This is a genomic window from Halomonas sp. JS92-SW72 (genome assembly GCF_003547075.1).
Classification (GTDB): Bacteria; Pseudomonadota; Gammaproteobacteria; order Pseudomonadales; family Halomonadaceae; genus Halomonas; species Halomonas alkalicola.
Genome location: NZ_CP032147.1, coordinates 2,419,263 through 2,440,261 on the forward strand (window position 1 = coordinate 2,419,263; position 20,999 = coordinate 2,440,261).

Here is a 20,999-nt window from a genome sequence, read left to right on the forward strand (position 1 = left end):
GCTAGACCCCGGACAGGATGGCGGTGGCGATGCTGAAGTAGATCAGCACCCCCGAGGCGTCGATCAGGGTGGTCACCAGTGGCGCCGAGGCGGTGGCCGGGTCCCAGCCCAGCCGGTTGAGCACGAAGGGCAGGCACATGCCGAGCAGGCTGCCGAACAGCACGATGGTCACCATGCTCATGGCCACCACCATGGCCACCGCCTCGCCGCCGCGCATCACCCCGATGGGCGCTACCGCCAGGGCCATGGTCAGGCCCAGGGAGCCGGCCACCAGCAGTTCGCGACCGAGCAGGGTGCTCCAGTCCTTGACCCCGACGTCACCGGTGGCCATGCCGCGCACCATCAGGGTGGCGGCCTGGGCACCGGCGTTGCCGCCGCTGCCGATCAGCAGCGGCAGGAAGAAGACCAGCGCCACCTGGGCGGCGATGGTGTCCTCGAAGTAGGCGATGCCGGCGCCGGAGAAGAGGTTGGCGAAGACCAGCAGCACCAGCCAGGTCACCCGCTTGCGGTAGAGGCTCCACAGCGGCACCCGGCTGACGCCGTCCTCCAGGGCACCGATGGACATCCCCTTGTGGAAGTCCTCGGTGGCCTCGGATTCGGCCACGTCCATGGCGTCATCGTGGGTGACGATGCCCACCAGGCGCTCGTCGGCATCGAGCACCGGCAGCGCCAGCAGGTCGTAGCGGGCCACGACCCGGGCGACCTCCTCCTGGGCCTCGTCCACCGGAATGCTGATCACGTCCTTGATCATGATGTCGTCGACCTGGGCTCCCGGGCGCGCCACCATCAGCTGGCGCAGCGACAGGGTGCCGGCCAGCTTGCCGTCGGGGTCGATGATATAGAGCTGGTAGACGGTCTCGGCGTCGGGAGCGGTCTGACGCACCCGCATCATCGCCTGGGAGACGGTCATGCCGGTGGGGATGGCCACGTAGTCCGAGGTCATGATCGCCCCGGCGGTGCCCTCCTCGTAGCTGGCCAGCCGCTTGAGGTCCTCGCGCTCCTGGCGCGCCATGCGCCGCAGCAGCCCCTCGCGGCGGTCCTCGTCGAGGAGGTTGAAGAGGTCGGCGCGCTCGTCGGAGCCCATCTCCTCGAGCACCGAGAGCAGCGTTTCGTCGGACATGGTCGAGGTGATCTCGACCTGCTCCTCGCCGGGCAGGTAGCCCAGCACGTTGGCCCGCCGCTCCAGCGGCAGGGCCTCGAGCAGGCCCAAGGCGACCGGCAGGTCGTCATCCTCCTCGAGGACCTCCTCGAGGATCTCGGCGATGTCCGCGGAACGCAGCTCCGACAGCATCTCGTCGAGGCGCTCGCGGGCCTCCTCGGCCTGGGCCGCGACCAGCGCCTCCTTCTGTTCCTGCAGGGTCTCGTTCAGTGACATGGCATCCTCCTGACGCCGGGGGCGCAGAGATGGGTGAGCGGAACCAGCGGCGCGGGGCCGGCGCCCATGATAGCAGAGACGAAAACGCCCCCCGAACCCGCTGTTTCACGGGATCGGGGGGCGCGCCGTCACGGCCCGGGCCGGATCAGCCCTTGCCGGCCTTCTTGCGCAGCTGCTGGATGGTACGCAGCTGAGCCACGGCCTCGGCGAGCTCGGCGGCGGCGCGGGTGTAATCCAGCTCCGCCGACTTGTCGTTGAACGCCTTCAGCGCATGCTGGCGGGCCTCCTCGGCGGAGGCCTCGTCGAGGTCCCCGGCACGGGATGCCGCATCGGCCAGGATGGTCACCACGTCCGGCTGCACTTCCAGGAAGCCGCCGGAGACGTAGAAGTTCTCCTCCCGCCCGCCATCATGGATCACGCGAACCGGGCCTGGCTGAAGCTCGGTCAGCAGCGGGGCGTGCCCGGGCAGGATGCCCAGATCCCCCATGATCCCGGACGCGACGAGCTGCTCGACCTCGCCCGAGAAGATGGCCGCCTCGGCGCTGACGATGTTGCATGTGAAGCTGTTCGCCATAGCGAATCCCCCTGATGGACGGGATTACTTCATCTGGTTGGCTTTCTCGACGGCCTCGTCGATGGTGCCGACCATGTAGAAGGCCTGCTCCGGCAGCTCATCGTACTCGCCGTTGAGGATGCCCTGGAAGCCGCGGATGGTGTCCTTGAGGGACACGTACTTGCCGGGCGACCCGGTGAACACCTCGGCCACGAAGAACGGCTGCGACAGGAAGCGCTGGATCTTACGCGCCCGCGACACGGCCAGCTTGTCCTCGTCGGACAGCTCGTCCATGCCCAGGATCGCGATGATGTCCTTGAGCTCCTTGTAGCGCTGCAGCACGTTCTGCACGCCGCGGGCGGTGTTGTAGTGCTCCTCGCCGACGACCAGCGGATCCAGCTGACGGGAGGTGGAGTCCAGCGGATCGATGGCCGGGTAGATACCCAGCTCGGCGATGGAACGCGCCAGTACCACGGTGGCGTCCAGGTGCGAGAAGGTGGTCGCCGGAGACGGGTCGGTCAGGTCATCCGCGGGCACGTAGACGGCCTGCACGGAGGTGATCGAGCCGGTCTTGGTGGAGGTGATGCGCTCCTGGAGCACACCCATCTCCTCGGCCAGGGTCGGCTGGTAGCCCACCGCGGAGGGCATACGGCCCAGCAGTGCGGACACCTCGGTACCGGCCAGGGTGTAGCGGTAGATGTTGTCGACGAACAGCAGCACGTCGCGGCCTTCATCGCGGAACTTCTCGGCGATGGTCAGGCCGGTCAGGGCCACGCGCAGGCGGTTGCCGGGCGGCTCGTTCATCTGACCGTAGACCAGCGATACCTTGTCGATAACGTTGGATTCGGTCATCTCGTGGTAGAAGTCGTTACCCTCACGGGTACGCTCACCCACGCCCGCAAACACCGAGTAGCCGCTGTGCTCGGTGGCGATGTTGCGGATCAGCTCCATCATGTTGACGGTCTTGCCCACGCCGGCGCCGCCGAACAGGCCGACCTTGCCGCCCTTGGCGAACGGGCAGACCAGGTCGATGACCTTGATGCCGGTCTCGAGCAGCTCGTTGGACGCCGCCTGCTCCGCATAGCTCGGGGCCTTGCGGTGGATGGGCATGCGCTCCTGCTCGCCGATGTCGCCGGCCTCGTCGATGGGGCGACCCAGGACGTCCATGATGCGGCCAAGGGTCTCCTTGCCGACCGGCACGGAGATGGCGGCACCGGTGTTGATCACTTCCATGCCGCGCTTCAGGCCCTCGGTGGAGCCCATGGCGATGGTGCGCACCACGCCGTCGCCCAGCTGCTGCTGGACCTCGAGCACTGTCTCGACATTCGAGACGTTCAGCGCGTCGTAGACCTTGGGAACGTTGTCCCGCGGAAACTCTACGTCAATCACCGCGCCGATGATTTGTACGATACGTCCGCTCATCTTGCGATCCTCTAAAAAACCTGCAAATGAAGCCTGTGTGCCGGGAGGGCCGCGCCCTCCCCGGCGCTATACCGCGGCGGCGCCCCCGACGATCTCGGAGATCTCCTGGGTGATGGCGGCCTGGCGAGCCTTGTTGTAGATCATCTCCAGGTCGTCGATCAGGCCGCCGGCGTTGTCGGTGGCATTCTTCATGGCGATCATCCGCGCCGCCTGCTCGCAGGCCGCGTTCTCGACCACCGCCTGGTACACCTGGGATTCGATGAATCGAACCAGCAGGCTGTCCAGCAGCGCCTTGGCATCCGGCTCATACAGGTAGTCCCAGCTACCGGGACGCTTGTTCTCTTCGTCATGCGCATCGAGGCCCATGTCCGGAGACAGGGGCAGAAGCTGACGGACCACCGGCTTCTGGGTCATGGTGTTGACGAACTCGTTGTACACCACGTACAGGCGGTCCAGACGGCCCTCGTCATACGCATCCAGCATGACTTTCACGCTACCGATCAGATCCTCGACCTCGGGCGCTTCGCCCAGGCCGCTCTTCGCCGCGACGAGGTTGCCCCCGTAGCTCTTGAAGAAGCCGCCGGCCTTGGAGCCAAGCGCGCAGAAGTCCAGCTCGGCGCCCTCCTCGCGACGCACCATCGAATCCTTGAGCACGGCCTTGAACAGGTTGACGTTCAAGCCACCGCACAGGCCGCGATCGGTGGAGACCACGATGTAGCCCACCCGCTTGACCTCGCGATCGACCATGTAGTCGTGCTTGTACTCGGGGTTGGCATCGGCGATATGGGCAACGACGTTGCGGATCTGACGCGCGTAGGGCTGGCTGGCCTTCATCAGGTCCTGAGCCCGGCGCATCTTCGACGCAGCGACCATTTCCATGGCGCTGGTGATCTTCTGCGTGTTCTTGATGCTCCCGATCTGGGTGCGAATCTCTTTTGCAGCTGCCATAGCGATCTACTCCGTTCGTGGCCCTCAGACAGTTCCCGGGCCCGCCCTCGGCGGGCGGGCCTCCAGGCTTACCAGCTCTGAGTGGCCTTGAACTTCTCGAGACCCTCTTTCAGCCCCTGCTGGATCTCGTCGTTGTAGTCGCCGGTCTGGTTGATCTTGTCGAGCAGCTCGGCGTACTCGGACTTCATGAAGTCGTGCAGGGCACGCTCGAAGTCCAGCACCTTGCTGACGTCGACGTCATCCAGATGGCCCTCGTTGGCGGCATACAGAGACAGCCCCATCTCGGCCACGGAGAGCGGCGAGTACTGTTTCTGCTTCATCAGCTCGGTGACGCGCTGACCATGCTCCAGCTGCTTGCGGGTGGACTCGTCCAGGTCGGAGGCGAACTGGGAGAAGGCCGCCAGCTCGCGGTACTGGGCGAGCGCCAGGCGCACGCCGCCGCCGAGCTTCTTGATGATCTTGGTCTGGGCCGAACCACCCACGCGGGAAACCGACAGACCGGCGTTGATGGCCGGACGGATGCCCGAGTTGAACAGGTCGGTCTCCAGGAAGATCTGACCGTCGGTGATGGAGATCACGTTGGTCGGAACGAAGGCGGAGACGTCGCCGCCCTGGGTCTCGATGATCGGCAGCGCGGTCAGCGAGCCTGTCTTGCCCTTCACTTCACCGTTGGTGAACTTCTCGACGTACTCGGGGTTGACGCGCGCGGCGCGCTCGAGCAGACGGGAGTGGAGGTAGAAGACGTCACCCGGGTAGGCTTCGCGGCCCGGCGGACGACGCAGCAGCAGGGAGACCTGACGGTAGGCCCAGGCCTGCTTGGTGAGATCGTCATAGACGATCAGGGCGTCTTCGCCGCGGTCGCGGAAGTATTCGCCCATGGTGCAGCCGGCGTAGGGAGCCAGGAACTGCATCGGGGCCGGGTCGGCAGCGCCGGCGGCAACCACGATGGTGTGCTCCAGGGCGCCGTGCTCTTCCAGCTTGCGCACCACGTTGGCGATGGTGGACTGCTTCTGGCCAATGGCGACGTAGATACAGGTGACGCCCTTGCCCTTCTGGTTGATGATCGCATCGATGGCGATCGCCGACTTGCCGATCTGGCGGTCGCCGATGATCAGCTCACGCTGGCCGCGACCGATCGGCACCATGGCGTCGATGGACTTGAAGCCGGTCTGGATCGGCTGGTCGACCGACTGACGGGTGATGACGCCCGGGGCGACCTTTTCCACCGCATCGGTGAGCTTGGCGTTGATGTCGCCCTTGCCGTCGATGGGGTTGCCCAGGGCATCCACCACGCGGCCCTTCAGCTCGGGGCCCACCGGCACCTCGAGGATACGACCGGTACAGCTGGCGGTCATGCCCTCTTCGAGCTGCAGGTAGTCGCCCAGCACCACGGCGCCCACGGAGTCGCGCTCTAGGTTGAGCACCATGCCGAAGATGCTGCCGGGGAATTCGATCATCTCACCGAACATCGCGTCCTCGAGCCCGTGGATCTTCACGATGCCGTCGGAAACGCTGACGATGGTGCCCTGATTACGGGCTTCGGATGCGACGTCAAGCTTCTCGATACGCTGCTTGATGATGTCGCTGATCTCGGAAGGATTCAGTTGCTGCATGCCATGTCCCTCAGACTCAGGCGGTAAGGGCTTCGGCGAGGCGGTTCAATCGACCGCGCACCGACCCGTCGATGACGGTGTCGCCGGCGCGCAGGATCACGCCACCGAGAAGCCTGGGATCCACCTGAGTGGTAATGGAGATTTCGCGATTCAGGCGCTTCTTGAGCGCACCGGCGAGCTTCTGCTGCTGCTTGGCGTCGAGTTCGAAGGCCGACACCACGGTCACGTCGACGCGCTGCTCGTGGTCGGCACGCAGCCGCTCGAACTGCCCGGCGATGGCGGCCAGCGCCGGCAGGCGACGCTGGTCGGCCAGCTCATCGAGGAAACGACGCGCCGCGTCGTCCACCTTGATGTCGGCCACCTCGACCAGCAGCGCCACCTTGCGCTCGTGGGTGAGCTTCGGACTGGCAACGAGCGCCTGGACGTCCCGGTTGGCCATGACCTGGCCCAGGGTGCCCAGCATCTCGGACCAGGCATCCAGCGCCTGGTGATCACGTGCGTACTCGAACGCCGCCTTGGCATAGGGCCGCGCGACGGTAGACAGTTCCGCCATGGATCACCTCCTCACAGTTCGGCCGCAAGCTTGTCGAGCAGCTTGCGATGTGCCTTCTCGTCGATGGAGGCTTCCAGGACACGCTCGGCGCCAGCGACCGCGAGGGTCGACACCTGGGCGCGAAGCTCTTCCTTGGCGCGATTGATTTCCTGCTCGATCTCGGCACGGGCGCTGGCCACCAGGCGCTCGCCTTCGGCGCGGGCCTGTTCGCGAGCTTCCTCGATCATCTGGGAGGCGCGCTTGTTGGCCTGCTCGAGAATCTGGGAAGACTGCTCCTTGCTCTCACGCAGGGTCTGAGCGGCCTGTTCCTGGGCGAGCTCGAGGTCACGAGAGGCACGGCTTGCCGCGTCGAGGCCATCGGCGATCTTCTTCTGGCGCTCGTGGAGCGCAGAGCTGATCGGCGGCCACACGTACTTTATGCAGAACCAGACAAAGATCGCGAAGGCGATCGTCTGCCCGATCAGCGTCATGTTGATATTCACAGGACTGTACCTCTGACAGGTTCGTGGCGACCGGTAACAAGCAAACCGAGCGCTGAGCGCTCGGTGCTGTCGTTAACCGGCGACGACGAAGATCAGGTACATCGCGATACCAACGCCGATCATCGGCACGGCGTCGAGCAGACCGGCCATGATGAAGGTCTTGGTCTGCAGCTGGTCGCCCAGCTCCGGCTGACGAGCGGTGGACTCGAGCAGCTTGCCACCCAGCAGGGCGAAGCCGAGACCGGTAGCCAGGGCGCTGACGCTGATGATGATGGCAGCAGCAATGTAGACGATTTCCATGGTAGTACTCCTGGTAGGTTGAGTTACAAGGGTCAGTGGTTGGTTGAGTTACAAGCGTTGCTCGGGTCTCAGTGATGCTCGTGTGCGGCGCTCAGGTACACGATCGACAGCGTCGTGAAGATGAAGGCCTGCAGAGTCACCACCAGGATGTGGAAGATCGCCCACGGCACGTCCAGCAGCCAGATGGCCCAGAAGGGCAGCAGCGCGATCAGGATGAAGATCACCTCGCCGGCAAACATGTTGCCGAAGAGACGCAGGCCCAGGCTGATCGGCTTGACGATGAGGCCGACGATCTCGAGGACCAGGTTGAAGGGGATCAGCGACCAGTGGTTGAAGGGGGTCAGCGAGAGCTCCTTGGCGAAGCCGCCCACGCCCTTGACCTTGCAGCTGTAGTAGACGATCAGGCAGAACACGCCGAAGGCCATGCCGAGGGTGGCATTGACGTCGGTGGTCGGCACGATCTTCATGTACTCGAAGCCCAGCTTGCCGAACAGCTCGGGGAAGTAGTCGACCGGGATGATCTTGAGGGTGTTCATCAGCAGGATCCACATGAACAGCGTCAGCGCCAGGGGCGCGATATGCGGATTCTTGCCGTGGAAGGTGGAGCGGGTCAGGTTCTCGATGAACTCGATCACCATCTCGACGCCGTTCTGCAGCCCGCCGGGGACCCCGGTGGTGGCCATCTTGCCGGCCTTGCGGAACAGCCACAGGAACAGCACGCCCATGGCGATGGACCAGCCCATGGTATCCAGGTGGATCGCCCAGAAGCCCATCTCGACCGCCTCGGTGGAGCTGGACGCCAGCGACCAGCCGTTCTGCGGGTGGTAGCCGAAGGTCAGGTTCTGGAGGTGGTGCTGTATGTAATAGATGGCCGATATTTCGTTATCTGCTGCCATACTGCTTCCTCAGGTTCGGGGGGTCGACCGCTCGCGCGCCAGCCAGGGTGTCAGCCAGTGCATGAGTTGAGCCGCCACATATGCTACGAAGAATAAAGCCGGGTTTGAGGGGGGCACTGTGACGAAAACGATCGCGAACAGTGCCACCGTCAAACCGAACTTGCCCATCGCCGCCTGATAGAGATTGAGCACGTTGACCCGTACCCGCTTGCCGCCCCGGCTGCGCAACCCTCGACTCACGAAGTAGAGCGATGGCAGCAGGCTGACCAGCCCCCCCATCAGGGCGGATGCGGCACCGGGGATGCCCGCCTGCCAGAGCCCCAGCAGGGCCACCAGCAAGGCGGCCAGGCCCTGGGCCAGGAACAGCCGCGTGAAATCCAGTTGCCGGCGCGCGGCGCCGGCGGTGGCTCTGTGCATCGTGTCGACATCCTGGCCACGGATCTCGCGGCCCACTTCGCCGCGGCTGCCCTGCCTGAACGTAAGGCAAACACCGGCGGATTATAGGGAAGGGCTATCGGGGCTTCAACAAAACCGCCATGGATTTTGCCCGCTTCTGCCACTTCTTGCGACCAAAGGTGCAGGAATTGTCAACAGCCTACCGCCGCGACGCCTGCCGGCTAGCGGATGTGCTCGAGGATTCCGTCCAGCTCGTCCAGGCTGGTATAGCGGATGGTCAGCCGCCCCTTGCCGCTCCGGCCATGCTGGATCTTCACCGGCGCACCCAGCAGTTCGCCGAGGCGCGTCTCCAGGCGCGCCACATCGGGGCTCGCCGCGGGCTTCTCGGCCTTCCTGGGCTCGCCGGCGGCGAGGCGCTTCACCAGCGCCTCGGTATCGCGCACGGTGAGGTCCTTGTTGACCACCTCATGGGCCGCGCGGCGCTGCTTGGCACCGGAGAGCCCCAGCAGGGCCCGGGCGTGGCCCATGTCGAGGTCGCCGCGCTCCAGCAGGGTCTGCACCTCGGGGTCCAGCGCCAGCAGCCGCAGCAGGTTGGCCACCTGGGCGCGGGACTTGCCCACCGCATCGGCGACCTGCTGCTGGGTGAGATCGAACTCCTCCAGCAGGCGCTTGAGCGCCATGGCCTCCTCGACCGGATTGAGGTTCTCGCGCTGGATGTTCTCGATCAGCGCCAGGGCCAGGGCCACCTCGTCGGAGACCTCGCGGATCACCGCGGGAATCACGTCCAGCTCGGCCAGCTGGGCGGCGCGCCAGCGCCGCTCGCCGGCGATGATCTCGTAGCGCTCCTCGCCGACGGGACGCACCACGATGGGCTGCATCACCCCCTGGGCGCGGATCGAGTCGGCCAGCTCCTCCAGGGCCTCAGGCTGGATATCCCGGCGCGGCTGGTACTTGCCCCGGGTCAGCTGACCCAGCGGCAGGCGCTCGAGGCGATCCTCCACCTCCGGTGCGGTGGCCGGTGGTGCGACATCACCCCCCTCGACGCTCACCTCGGGGAGGTCGAGGCTCTCGCGGCGGCGAGCGCCGGCCCCGATCAGGGCATCCAGTCCACGTCCCAGGGCGCGTTTACGCGTCATCGACACTCCCTCATCACAGCGGTTACGGCATGGGCGCGCCGCACTGTCGTCACAGCGACAGCCGGCGAATCAGTTCCTTGGCCAGCACCCGGTGGGCCTGGCTTCCCCGCGAGAAGCGGGCATACTTGGTCACCGGCAGGCCGTGGCTGGGCGCCTCGGCCACCCGCACGTTGCGCGGAATGGTGGCCTTGAGCAGGGTATCGCCGAAGTAGTCGCGCAGCTGCTTGGTGACGTCGCGAGTCAGGCTGTTGCGGGCATCGAACATGGTGCGCAGGATGCCGTAGACCTCGAGGCGTGGATTCACGCTGTCCTTGATCTGCTCGACGGTATCGAGCAGCGCCGAGAGCCCCTCCAGGGCGTAGAACTCACACTGCAGCGGAATCAGCACCCCGTGGGCCGCGGTGAGGCCGTTGACGGTGAGCATGTTGAGCGACGGCGGACAGTCGATCAGCACCACGTCATATTCGCCGGCCACATCGGCCAGGGCCCGCTCCAGGCAGCGCTCGCGTCCCGCCTCGCGGTCGAGCAGCGCCACCTCGGCGGCGGTGAGGTCGCCGTTGCCCGGCAGCAGCGCATAGCCCGCCTCGGGACAGTCGAGGATCACCTCGATGGCTCTGCGGTCGCCCATCAGCACGTCCAGCGCGCTGCCGTCCAGCTCATGCTTGTCCACCCCGCTGCCCATGGTGGCATGGCCCTGGGGGTCGAGATCCACCAGCAGCACGCGGCGATCCAGCGCCGCCAGGCTGGCGGCGAGGTTGACCGCGGTGGTGGTCTTGCCGACGCCACCCTTCTGGTTGGTCAAGGCGATGATCTTGGTCACGGGCAACTCCCTTGCTGGGAAACGCGGGTTGTCATGGGCGCGAGCCATCGGCCTGGTGCTGGAGGACCACCAGCAGTCGGCTGCCGACCTCGAAGGGCACCTCCAGGGCGTGCCGGGCGACCGGCACCACGCCCTCCGGCACGCCGGCCAGCTCGTCATCCACCGCCGGCCCCTTCATGGCCAGCCACTGGCCGCCGGGGGCCACCAGTGGCAGCGTCAGGGCGACGAAGTCGCCGAGGCTGGCGAAGGCCCGGGAGATCACCTGGTCGAAGCGCCCCTCGAAGGCCTCGACCCGGGCCTGCACCGGAGTGACATTGGTCAGGCCCAGCTCCATCACCGCCTGGCGCTGGAAGCGCACCTTCTTGCCGTTGCTGTCGAGCAGGCTGACGGCGAGCTCCGGCCGGAGGATCGCCAGCACCAGGCCGGGAAAGCCGGGTCCGGCCCCCACATCGAGCAGGGTGGGCCCCGTCACGAAGGGCAGCACCGCGGCGCTGTCCAGCAGGTGGCGAGCGACCATCTCCTCGGGCGAGCGTACCGCGGTGAGGTTATAGGCGCGGTTCCACTTGTGCAACAGTCCGACCAGCGCCAGCAGGCGGCGACGCTGCTCGGCGTCCACGGCGATCCCCAGCCGCTCGAGCCCCTGGTCGAGACGCACCTCGACCCGCGCATCCGCTTGCGTCATGCGCTGGCCGCCCTGTGGTCGTCGAGCAGGCGCCGCTTCTTGAGATGGATCAGCAGGATCGAGACCGCCGCCGGCGTGACCCCGGAGATGCGCGAGGCCTGGGCCAGGGTCCCTGGCTTCGCCTCGGCGAGCTTCTGGCGGATCTCGTGGGAGAGCCCCTCGACCCGCGCGTAATCGAGATCCAGCGGCAGGGGGGTGGCCTCGTGGCGCTTGAGCCGGTCGATCTCCTCCTGCTGGCGGTCGATATAACCCTGGTACTTGGCCTGGATCTGCACCTGCTCGGCGACGCTCTCATCGGGCACCGCCTCGCCCGGCAGACCGGGCAGAGCGGCGACATCGGCATAGCCGAGCTCCGGGCGCTTGAGCAGGTCCATCAGGCTGTACTCCCGGGAGAGCGCCTTGCCGGTCTTCTCGGCCACCGCCTCGGCGGCCGCCGTGCCGGGCTGCACCCAGCTGGCCTTGAGCCTGGCGCTCTCGGCGTCGACCGCCTCGCGCTTGGCGCTGAAGGCGGCCCAACGACGCTCGTCCACCAGGCCCAGCTCGCGGCCCGCCTCGGTCAGGCGCAGGTCGGCGTTGTCCTCGCGCAGCAGCAGGCGGTACTCGGCCCGGGAGGTGAACATGCGGTAGGGCTCCTTCGTCCCCAGGGTGATCAGGTCGTCCACCAGCACACCCAGGTAGGCCTCGTCACGGCGCGGCCACCAGGCCGCCAGCCCCTTGGCCCGCCGGGCGGCGTTGAGCCCCGCCAGCAGCCCCTGGGCGCCGGCCTCCTCGTAGCCGGTGGTGCCGTTGATCTGCCCGGCGAAGAACAGGTTGTGGATGAATTTCGTCTCCAGCGAGTGCTTCAGGTCCCGCGGATCGAAGAAGTCGTATTCGATGGCGTAGCCGGGCCGGGTGATATGGGCGTTCTCCAGCCCCCTGATCGAGCGCACCACCTCGAGCTGCACGTCGAAGGGCAGCGAGGTGGAGATGCCGTTGGGGTAGAGCTCGTGGGTATCCAGCCCCTCGGGCTCGATGAAGACCTGGTGGCTCGCCTTGTCGGCGAAGCGGTGCACCTTGTCCTCGATGGAGGGGCAGTAGCGCGGCCCGACCCCCTCGATCACGCCGGAGTACATCGGCGAGCGGTCGAGGTTGGCGAAGATGATCTCGTGGGTGCGCGCGTTGGTGTGGGCGATATGGCAGCTCACCTGGCGCGGATGCTGCGCCCGACTGCCCAGGAAGGACATCACCGGGGTCGGGGTATCGCCGGGCTGCTCCTCGAGCTGCGAGAAGTCGAGGCTGCGTGCATCCAGGCGCGGCGGCGTGCCGGTCTTGAGGCGGTCGACCCGGAACGGCAGGGCGCGCAGGCGCTCGGCGAGACGATTGGAGGGCGGGTCGCCGGCGCGGCCGCCGCGGCTCTGCTCGAGGCCGATATGGATCACCCCGCCGAGGAAGGTGCCGGTACACAGCACCACGGTCTCGCCGAGGAAGCGGATCCCGGTCTCGGTGACCACGCCGCGGACAGTGTCGCCCTCGACGATCAGGTCGCCGGCGGCCTGCTGGAAGAGCGTCAGGTTGGGCTGGTTCTCCAGCATGCTGCGGATCGCCGCCTTGTAGCGCACCCGATCCGCCTGGGCCCGGGTGGCCCGTACCGCGGGACCCTTGCGGGCGTTGAGCACGCGGAACTGGATACCGCCGAGATCGGTGGCCATGGCCATGGCGCCACCCAGTGCATCGATCTCCTTGACCAGATGGCTCTTGCCGATCCCGCCGATGGCGGGATTGCAGGACATCTGCCCGAGGGTCTCGATGTTGTGGGTCAGCAGCAGGGTCTGACAGCCCATGCGGGCGGAGGCCAGGGCGGCTTCGGTTCCAGCATGGCCTCCGCCGATGACGATGACGTCAAAGCGGTCGGGGTAATCCAAGGTGCACCTCGTTGGCGCCGCGGCGCCGTCTTCCGGTCGGGGGATGAAATCAGCCCGGCAGTATAAACCCCCTGTGGGTAATCGTCAGGGTTTTCCACACCGCCTTCGCCCTTCCCTGTGGTCTCCCTCTCCCTAACATTAAATATCAATATGTAAAGAGAGAAGTTCTGCTGTGGTAGTAACTACTGGTGTGGACAAAAACCGTGGATAACCCACAAGAACCTTTTGATATCAATGCTCTGTATTGTTGACCAAAGGCGGGACAAGAGGGTGACTGCCTGCGCACATTCCGCCCTGAGCCTGTGGATGGAATGGCGACTTGCCCACAGCGGGACTCCTGCACGGCTTGTCCACCGCCGGGTACCTGTCTTGTGCCCGCGGCTGTGAACAACCGGCCTTCTTATCCACGACCCCCTCTGGCATGGGCCCTGCAGCGCAGATCGGCCTCGCCGGAGAAAATTCTATCCACAGGCGAAAAAAAGCCCCTGCCGATGCCGACAGGGGCTTTTCGGTCGCTCCGAGGGGCGATGTCAGTGCTTGAGGACCCGGGCCAGGAAGCTCCGGGTGCGCTCGTCGGCGGGGCGATCGAAGATCTGCTCCGGCGGTGCCTGCTCGGCGATCTCTCCCTTGTGGATGTAGATCACCCGGTCGGCGACCTCCCGGGCGAAGCCCATCTCGTGGGTGACGATGATCATGGTCATGCCTTCTCTCGCCAGCTCGCGCATGGCATCGAGCACCTCGCCGATCATCTCCGGGTCCAGCGCCGAGGTGGGCTCGTCGAAGAGCATCAGGCGCGGCTCCATGGCCAGGGCGCGGGCCAGGGCCACGCGCTGCTGCTGGCCGCCGGAGAGCTGGGTGGGGTGCTTGGCGGCCTGGTCGCTGATGCCGACCCGGGCCAGCAGCCGCTCGGCGGTCTCCACGGCGTCGGCGCGGCTCCAGCCGCGCACCTTCATGGGGGCGAGGATGACGTTGTCCAGCACGCTGAGGTGGGGAAAGAGGTTGAACTGCTGGAACACCATGCCGACCTCGGTGCGGATCCGCTGCAGCGCACGGCCGCTCTTGCCGTGGGGAGTCAGCTCGTTGCCGTCCACCTCGATGTGGCCCGCCTGGAACTCCTCCAGGCCGTTGATGCAGCGGATCAGCGTGGATTTCCCCGAGCCGCTGGCGCCGATGATCACGACGACCTCCCCCGGGGTCACCTCGAGGTCGATCCCCTTGAGCACGTGAAGGTCGCCGAAGTGCTTGTTGACCTTCTCCATGCGCACGATGGGAGCGGTCGCCTTGTCGTTCTGTGTCATGGGTGGGCTCCCTCTATTGTCCGACCAGGCCGCGCTTTTCCAGCTGGCGCAGCAGCAGCGACAGGCTCCAGGTGATGGCCAGATACATCAGGGCCACCATGAAGTAGACCTCCAGGGCGGTGAAGGTCGTGGCGATGTAGATCTGCCCCTGGCGGACCAGCTCGCCCACGCCGATCACCGAGAACAGCGAGGTGTCCTTGATGCTGATGATGCCCTGGTTGCCCAGGGGCGGGATCATGCGGCGGAAGGCCTGGGGCCAGATCACGTAGCGGAAGGCCTGGGTACGGGAGAGCCCCAGCGACAGCGAGGCCTCGCGCTGGCCGCGCTCGATGGACTGGACCCCGCCGCGCACCACCTCCGAGATGTAGGCGCCGGAGTTGACCGCGATGGCGGCGATGCCGGCGGTCAGGGCGTTGATGGGGCTGCCCAGCAGCTGGGGCAGGCCGTAGAAGATGAACAGCACCTGGACCAGGATCGGCGTGCCGCGGAATACCTCGATATAGAGGATCGCCGGCCAGCGCATCAGGCGCGACGGGCTGATCCGCATCAGGCCGAAGACGATGCCGATCACGAAGCCGATGGCCAGTCCGCCGAAGGAGATCAGCAGGGTCCAGGGAATGCCGGGCAGCAGGTGCGGGATGGAGCGGAACGCCGCCGCCCAGTCGAATTGAAAGGTCACGTCCACGGGCGTTTCTCCGGGATGGCTGAAAACGAGGCGGGGCCGGGAGGTGTTACCGCCCGGCCCCGCTGGTCAGCTCGTCGTCTCGTCACGACGAGGGTTCAGGGCGCGCCCGGTTCACTCCTCCGAGGGGGCCTCGCCGAACCACTTCTCGTAGATCTCGGCGTAGGTGCCATCCTCGCGCATCTCGGCCAGGGCCTCGTTCACCGGCTCGACCCACTGGCTGCCCTTGTGGAAGACGATGCCGTACTGCTGGCCCTCGTAGAGGGGGCCTACCACCTTGGTACGGCCCTCGCCGCGGGTCTGCGAGAAGTAGGCGACGTTGGGGGCGTCGTAGAAGGCGGCATCCACGTTGCGACCGAGCAGCGCCATGTACATGTCGCTGTTGCCCGGGTAGGGGGTGATGTCGGCGCGATCGCCCAGCTGCTCCTGGAGGAAGTCATAGCTGGTGGAGCCGATGCGGGTGGCGATGGACATGCCCTCGAGATCCTCGATGGTCTCGACGCTGTCGTTGTCGGCACGCACGATGATCTGCAGGCCGGAGTCGTAGTAGGGGTCCGAGAAGTCGACGATCTGGGCGCGCTCCTCGGTGATGGTGACCCCGGCGATGGCGATCTCCTGGCTGCCGGTCTGCACCGCCGGGATGATGCCGGCGAACTCCATGGTGGTCAGGTTGACCTCGAAACCGGCCCGCTCGGCCACCTCGTTGATGATGTCCATGTCGAAGCCGATCATCTCGCCGGTCTCGGGATCCATCATCTCGAAGGGCACGAAGCTGGGGTCGGTGACCACGTTGACGCGGGGCGTGTCGGCCAGCGCCGAACCGGCCGCGCCGAGGCCCAGCGCCAGGGCGGCGGCCAGTGCAGATTGCTTCAGGAAGGGTGTAACACAAGCGGATCTTGTCATGAGATTCCCCGTTATTGAGTCTTTATCTGGTGGGTCTCGCCTGTTCAACCTTGGCGAGAATGCTCCAGAGCGTCAAGTCGGGGTCTCTCACGTACGCCGTGTCACGTGCGCCGGGGAGCGCGTTACACCATGAAGGAGGCGCCGCAGCCACAGGTGGTGGTGGCGTTGGGGTTCTGGACCAGGAAGCGGGCGCCGGCCAGCCCCTCCTCGAAGTCCACGGTGGAGCCCACCAGGTACTGGTAGGAAAGCGGGTCGACCACCAGGGCGACGTCGCCGAACTCGATGACGGTGTCATCCTCGGCGACCTCCTCGGCGAAATCGAAGCCATACTGGAAACCCGAGCAGCCGCCGCCGGTCACGTAGACCCGTAGCTTGAGCTGACGGTTGCCCTCCTCCTCGATCAGCGACTGGAGCCGTCTGCGCGCGCTGTCGGAGAGCAGCAGGGGCGTGGGAATAAAGGATTCGGCACCGCTCATGGAGAGCTCCCTCGGGGGAAACGGAGAATTCGACCGGTCATTATCCCCAATCCCCAGCAAAATGGTCAACTTTTCGACAGGTCATTCGGGCTATCCCAAGGGGAGGTCTACGAGGAGGCGCTGTGAATACTTCCCTGTACGCTACCGACGCCATCCCTGGCGTAGGACCTCCTCTGCGACCTCCCCTTGGCGCCCTTGGGTTCAGGGCATCAGCGCCGGGGCGGCGAGGCCGGCCTTCTCGTCGAAGCCGAACATCAGGTTGAGGTTCTGGATCGCCTGGCCGGAGGCGCCCTTGACCAGGTTGTCGATCACCGCAAGCACCACCACGGTGTCGCCGTTGCCCGGGCGGTGCACGGCGATTCGGCAGAGATTGGCGCCCTTGACGCTGCGGGTCTCGGGGTGGCTGCCGGCGGGCATCATGTCGACGAAGGGCTCGCCTTCGAAGCGCTGCTCGAAGAGCGCCTGCAGGTCGCCCGGCTCGCCGATGAGGCGCCCGTAGAGGGTGGCGTGGATGCCGCGGATCATCGGCGTCAGGTGGGGCACGAAGGTGAGCCCCACAGGCGAACCGGCGGCGTCGCCCAGGCCCTGGCGGATCTCGGGCAGGTGGCGGTGGCCGGCGGCGCCATAGGCCTTCATGGACTCGCTGGCCTCGGCCAGCAGCGAGGGCACCTTGGCGCCGCGGCCTGCGCCCGTGACGCCGGACTTGCAGTCGGCAATGATATGCCCGGCATCGATCAGGCCGGCCTCGAGCAGCGGCAGCAGGCCGAGCTGCACGGCGGTGGGGTAGCAGCCGGGCACGGCGATCAGGCGCGCCTGGCGGATCCTGTCGCGGTTGACCTCGGGCAGGCCGTAGACCGCCTCGCCCAGCAGCGCCGGGGCGCCATGGGGCTGGCCGTACCACTCGGCCCACTCCGCGGCGTCGCGCAGGCGGAAGTCCGCGGAGAGGTCGATCACCCGGGTACCGCGCTCGAGCAGATCAAAGGCCAGGGCATGGGCGACCCCGTGGGGGGTGGCGAAGAAGACGGCGTCGCAGGCGCCGAGACGGTCGGCATCGGGCTCGCTGAAGGCCAGGGTGTCGTAGTGGCCGCGCAGGTTGGGGTACATGTCGCAGACGCGCACGCCCGCCTCGGAGCGGGAGGTGATGGCCTCCACCTCGACCTCGGGATGCTGGGCCAGCAGCCTGAGCAGTTCGACCCCGGTATACCCGGTGCCACCGACGATTCCGACCTTGATCACGTTGACCTCCTTCCGCTTGGCCCTGGGCTGGGCTCGGTTGTGATGAATATGATACACAAGAAGGCAGGGGCCGACCCAGCCGGCTCCGTCACTGGCCGAACAGGAACCTCGCCGTGCCGCGTTTCTCACTGCCGGACTTAAGCCTGGAGGGCTTCCGCCAGCGCCTGGCCAGCGTAGACGCCCTCCCCCAGCTCTGCGTGTTGGGGGTGGTGTCGGGGCTGATCACCGGGGGCTTCATGGTCGGCTTCCGGCTGCTGATCGACCTCGGCGCCCTGGCCTTCATGCCCGGCGGCGACCCCGAGGCCTTCGAGGGGCTCTCGCCCCAGGTGCGCGCGGCCCTGCCGATCCTGGCGGTGATCCTCGTCGGCGTCTTCCTGTGGCGCCAGCCCGAGAAGGCCCGCAAGCTGGGCGTCGGCCACGTGATGGAGCGCCTCACCTACCATCAGGGGCGCTTTCCCCTGCGCAACTGGCTCAACCAGTGGTGGGTCGGCGTGGTCACGGTGCTCGGCGGGCTCTCCGCCGGCCGCGAGGGGCCGGCGATTCACCTCGGGGCGGCGGCCTCCAGCGGCCTCGGCCAGCAGCTGCGCCTGCCCCACAACAGCCTGCGGGTACTGGTCGCCTGCGGTACCGCCGCCGGTATCTCCGCCTCCTTCAATACCCCCATCGCCGGGGTCATCTTCGCCATGGAAGTGGTGATGATGGAGTACACCATCGCCGGCTTCATGCCGGTCATCCTGGCCTCCACCATGGGGGCGGTGGTGGCCCAGCTGGTCTACGGCTCCGAGCCGGCCTTCCAGGTGCCCACGGTGAGCCTGGGCTCCCTCTCCAACCTGCCCTGGCTGGTGGTCACGGCGCTGGTGATCGGCCTGCTGGCGGGGCTCTTCATCCACGTGGCGCGCAGCGAATGGATCAAGGGGCTGCCGGTGTGGCTGCGCCTCTCGCTGGTGGCCGTGGCCACCGCGGGCGTGGCCTGGTGGTACCCCGAGGTGCAGGGCATCGGCTATGACAGCCTGAGTGCTTCGCTGACCGGGGACCTGGCGGTGGACGTGCTGCTGGCGCTGGTGGTGGCCAAGCTGCTGCTGACGGCGATCACCGTGGCCAGCGGCATTCCCATCGGCATCATCGGCCCGGTGCTGGTGATCGGCGCGGCGGCGGGGGCGCTGATGGGGCTGCTCGGCGGCTGGATCTGGCCCGGGCGGGGCGCCGATCCGGGGGTCTATGCGATGCTCGGCATGGCGGCGATGATGGGAGCGGTGCTGCAGGCGCCGCTGGCGGCGCTGATGGCCCTGCTGGAGCTGACCCACAATCCCAACATCATCCTCCCCGGCATGCTGGCGGTGGTGGTCTCCGGGCTCACCTCGCGGCAGCTGTGCCGCTGCGACGGCTTCTTCATCAGTGCGACCCGCCATGGCCTGCACCCGCTGCAGCAGCCGCTGATGCAGGCGCTCTCCCGGGTCTCGGTGCCGGCGGTCATGGAGCGCAGCCTGGAGCGCACGCCGCGCATGGTGACCCGGGAGCGCGCCCGGGCGCTGCTGACCCGCAACCCCATCTGGATCCTGATCGAACGCTCCAGCGACGACAAGCCGCTGCTGGCATTGAAGGCCGCCGACCTGGCGCGCTGGCTGATGGAGGCCGAGTCGGAGCCGCGAGCGGAGGACGGGGACGGCGAGGGAGGAGACGCTGAGCTCATCGACCTGCTGGAGATTCCCGGCCTGCGCCTGGAGCTGGCGCCCATCCACCTGCAGGCGACCCTCTCCGAGGCCTTCGAGCGACTCAACGACCAGGCGGTGGATGCGCTCTACGTGGAGCATGGCAACCGCCCGAAACAGAAGCGGATTTCCGGTATCATCACGCGGGGCGCCATCGAGCGGTACTATTCCCTCAAGGAGTAGCCCCGCCGGGGGCTTCCCCCTGGTGGCGCCATGCCTGGCGCTCGCGCCCTTCCCGCCACCCTCCCATGAGGAGTCTTCATGTATCTGTGGATCAAGGCCCTGCACCTGATCGCCATGGTGACCTGGTTCGCCGCCCTCTTCTATCTTCCGCGCCTCTATGTCTACCACGCCATGGCGCGGGATCGCGGCGAGCAGCAGGCGATCGACCACTTCCTGGTCATGGAGCGCAAGCTCTACCGGGGCATCATGACCCCCTCGATGATCGCGGTGCTGGTGTTCGGGGGCTGGATGCTCTACCTGATGCCCTTCTGGCTCAGCCAGGGCTGGCTGCATGTCAAGCTGCTGCTGGTGGCGCTGCTGGTGGCCTACCACCATGTCTGCCTGATCTACCTCAAGCAGCTGCGCGACGGGCGCTGCACGAAGAGCCACGTCTTCTTCCGCTGGTTCAACGAGCTGCCGGTGATCGCCCTGCTGATCATCGTTTTCGTCGCCGTGCTCAAGCCCTTCTGATGGCGACTCCCGAGACGGTGTCGCCCCATCTGCCGGTGGTGCTGGTGCTGGCCGGCCATGACCCTACCGGGGGGGCCGGCCTGGTCGCCGACGCCGAGGCAATCGCCGCCTGCGGCGGCTGGGCGCTGACCATTCCCACCGCGCTGACGGTGCAGAACTGTCGTGACGTCCAGAGGGTCGTGCCCGCCGACCCCGACATCATGCGCGCCGCCGCCGCGGCGCTGGACGACTTCGAGGTCGCCGCCATCAAGGTGGGCCTGGTGGCCGACCTGGCCAGCCTGGATGCGGTGACCGACATCGTGCGGCGCTTCCCCGGCGCGCCGCTGGTGGTGGATCCGGTGCTCAGGGCCGGCGGTGGCCGCGAGTTGTCCACAGCCGAGCTGGTGGATGCCTTCCGCGAGCGGCTGCTGCCCCTGGTGGATATCCTGACCCCGAACCGGGACGAGCTGGCCCGGCTCTCCGCCCAGCCCGGCGAGGATACCGAACGGGCGGTGGAGCTGATGACCCTGGGCTGCCAGGCGGTGCTGGTCACCGGCACCGACTCGCCGGTGCCCGGTACGCCGGGGGATCGCGTGGCGCATACCCTGCACACGCCAGATCAGAGTCGACAATGGAGCTGGCCCCGCCTGGAAGGGCGCTACCACGGCTCCGGCTGTACCCTGGCCTCGGCCCTGGCGGCGCGGCTGGCCGCCGGTGAGTCGCTGGTGGGCGCCTGCGAGCAGGCCCAGGCCTTCACCTGGCAGGCGCTGGCCAATGGCTGGCGGCCCGGCGAGGGACAGTCGCTGCCGCGCCGGCTATGGCGACTGCCCGTGACGCCGGTCAAGGGAGTGGACGAGCCGGCTGCCTCCGGGTGAGCCACGGGCTGGCCATCCCCTGCCCGAACGCCGAGAATGGGGGCAGTCGGGTGGCCATGAAAAGGTTATCC

Annotated in this window: 22 protein-coding genes; 3 read left to right on the top strand and 19 right to left on the bottom strand. The window is 67.0% G+C overall.

Going from position 1 to position 20,999, the window contains the following annotated elements; all coding sequences use genetic code 11:
• Nucleotide 1: 1 nt before the first annotated feature.
• The 19 genes from mgtE to argC form a co-directional block, all read right to left on the bottom strand.
• Entirely contained in the window at nt 2–1,375 is a 1,374-nt protein-coding gene (gene mgtE / locus D1793_RS11330; RefSeq protein ID WP_119022269.1) for a magnesium transporter, read from the bottom strand.
• Between the two features lie 145 nt (nt 1,376–1,520).
• On the bottom strand, nt 1,521–1,949 hold the full coding sequence (locus D1793_RS11335; protein ID WP_119022270.1) for a F0F1 ATP synthase subunit epsilon: 429 nt from the start codon (nt 1,947–1,949) through the stop codon (nt 1,521–1,523).
• A 24-nt stretch (nt 1,950–1,973) separates the two neighbouring features.
• A complete protein-coding gene (atpD, locus tag D1793_RS11340; protein ID WP_119022271.1) occupies nt 1,974–3,350 on the bottom strand; it encodes a F0F1 ATP synthase subunit beta in 1,377 nt (458 codons plus the stop codon).
• 66 nt (nt 3,351–3,416) lie between these two features.
• Nucleotides 3,417–4,298, bottom strand: a complete 882-nt coding sequence (gene atpG / locus D1793_RS11345; RefSeq protein WP_119022272.1) for a F0F1 ATP synthase subunit gamma — start codon at nt 4,296–4,298, stop codon at nt 3,417–3,419.
• Between the two features lie 68 nt (nt 4,299–4,366).
• Nucleotides 4,367–5,911, bottom strand: a complete 1,545-nt coding sequence (atpA, locus tag D1793_RS11350; RefSeq protein WP_119022273.1) for a F0F1 ATP synthase subunit alpha — start codon at nt 5,909–5,911, stop codon at nt 4,367–4,369.
• Nucleotides 5,912–5,927: 16 nt separating this feature from the next.
• Nucleotides 5,928–6,464, bottom strand: coding sequence for a F0F1 ATP synthase subunit delta (locus tag D1793_RS11355; RefSeq protein WP_119022274.1), 537 nt, complete (start codon nt 6,462–6,464; stop codon nt 5,928–5,930).
• A gap of 11 nt (nt 6,465–6,475) precedes the next feature.
• Complete coding sequence (locus D1793_RS11360) at nt 6,476–6,946, bottom strand: F0F1 ATP synthase subunit B (protein ID WP_119022275.1); 471 nt, start codon at nt 6,944–6,946, stop codon at nt 6,476–6,478.
• Between the two features lie 72 nt (nt 6,947–7,018).
• Nucleotides 7,019–7,246: a F0F1 ATP synthase subunit C gene (gene atpE / locus D1793_RS11365; protein WP_110069123.1), complete on the bottom strand. Its 228-nt coding sequence runs from the start codon at nt 7,244–7,246 to the stop codon at nt 7,019–7,021.
• A 68-nt stretch (nt 7,247–7,314) separates the two neighbouring features.
• Nucleotides 7,315–8,142 carry a F0F1 ATP synthase subunit A gene (atpB, locus tag D1793_RS11370; protein WP_119022276.1) on the bottom strand — a complete coding sequence of 276 codons (828 nt, stop codon included), beginning with the start codon at nt 8,140–8,142 and terminating at the stop codon, nt 7,315–7,317.
• A gap of 9 nt (nt 8,143–8,151) precedes the next feature.
• Entirely contained in the window at nt 8,152–8,559 is a 408-nt protein-coding gene (locus D1793_RS11375; RefSeq protein WP_119022277.1) for an ATP synthase subunit I, read from the bottom strand.
• A gap of 200 nt (nt 8,560–8,759) precedes the next feature.
• The gene (locus tag D1793_RS11380) at nt 8,760–9,674 is read right to left on the bottom strand and encodes a ParB/RepB/Spo0J family partition protein (protein WP_119022278.1); all 915 of its coding nucleotides are present in this window, start codon (nt 9,672–9,674) and stop codon (nt 8,760–8,762) included.
• A 49-nt stretch (nt 9,675–9,723) separates the two neighbouring features.
• A complete protein-coding gene (locus D1793_RS11385; RefSeq protein ID WP_119022279.1) occupies nt 9,724–10,494 on the bottom strand; it encodes a ParA family protein in 771 nt (256 codons plus the stop codon).
• Nucleotides 10,495–10,525: 31 nt separating this feature from the next.
• The gene (rsmG, locus tag D1793_RS11390) at nt 10,526–11,176 is read right to left on the bottom strand and encodes a 16S rRNA (guanine(527)-N(7))-methyltransferase RsmG (RefSeq protein ID WP_119022280.1); all 651 of its coding nucleotides are present in this window, start codon (nt 11,174–11,176) and stop codon (nt 10,526–10,528) included.
• A complete protein-coding gene (gene mnmG, locus D1793_RS11395; protein ID WP_119022281.1) occupies nt 11,173–13,077 on the bottom strand; it encodes a tRNA uridine-5-carboxymethylaminomethyl(34) synthesis enzyme MnmG in 1,905 nt (634 codons plus the stop codon). Before mnmG ends, rsmG begins: the two co-directional genes overlap by 4 nt.
• A gap of 530 nt (nt 13,078–13,607) precedes the next feature.
• Nucleotides 13,608–14,375, bottom strand: a complete 768-nt coding sequence (locus D1793_RS11400) for an amino acid ABC transporter ATP-binding protein (RefSeq protein ID WP_119022282.1) — start codon at nt 14,373–14,375, stop codon at nt 13,608–13,610.
• Between the two features lie 13 nt (nt 14,376–14,388).
• Nucleotides 14,389–15,060, bottom strand: a complete 672-nt coding sequence (locus tag D1793_RS11405; protein WP_119022283.1) for an amino acid ABC transporter permease — start codon at nt 15,058–15,060, stop codon at nt 14,389–14,391.
• 111 nt (nt 15,061–15,171) lie between these two features.
• Nucleotides 15,172–15,960: a transporter substrate-binding domain-containing protein gene (locus tag D1793_RS11410; RefSeq protein WP_119022284.1), complete on the bottom strand. Its 789-nt coding sequence runs from the start codon at nt 15,958–15,960 to the stop codon at nt 15,172–15,174.
• Nucleotides 15,961–16,082: 122 nt separating this feature from the next.
• Nucleotides 16,083–16,436 carry an iron-sulfur cluster insertion protein ErpA gene (erpA, locus tag D1793_RS11415; RefSeq protein ID WP_119022285.1) on the bottom strand — a complete coding sequence of 118 codons (354 nt, stop codon included), beginning with the start codon at nt 16,434–16,436 and terminating at the stop codon, nt 16,083–16,085.
• A gap of 201 nt (nt 16,437–16,637) precedes the next feature.
• On the bottom strand, nt 16,638–17,672 hold the full coding sequence (gene argC, locus D1793_RS11420) for an N-acetyl-gamma-glutamyl-phosphate reductase (protein WP_119022286.1): 1,035 nt from the start codon (nt 17,670–17,672) through the stop codon (nt 16,638–16,640).
• A gap of 113 nt (nt 17,673–17,785) precedes the next feature.
• On the opposite strand from argC, the gene D1793_RS11425 reads away from it, so the two are divergent.
• From D1793_RS11425 to D1793_RS11435, 3 genes are all read left to right on the top strand, one after another.
• Nucleotides 17,786–19,564, top strand: coding sequence for a chloride channel protein (locus D1793_RS11425; RefSeq protein WP_119022287.1), 1,779 nt, complete (start codon nt 17,786–17,788; stop codon nt 19,562–19,564).
• Nucleotides 19,565–19,642: 78 nt separating this feature from the next.
• Nucleotides 19,643–20,074, top strand: a complete 432-nt coding sequence (hemJ, locus tag D1793_RS11430; protein ID WP_119022288.1) for a protoporphyrinogen oxidase HemJ — start codon at nt 19,643–19,645, stop codon at nt 20,072–20,074.
• The gene (locus tag D1793_RS11435; protein ID WP_119022289.1) at nt 20,074–20,928 is read left to right on the top strand and encodes a hydroxymethylpyrimidine/phosphomethylpyrimidine kinase; all 855 of its coding nucleotides are present in this window, start codon (nt 20,074–20,076) and stop codon (nt 20,926–20,928) included. Before hemJ ends, D1793_RS11435 begins: the two co-directional genes overlap by 1 nt.
• Nucleotides 20,929–20,999: the final 71 nt, after the last annotated feature.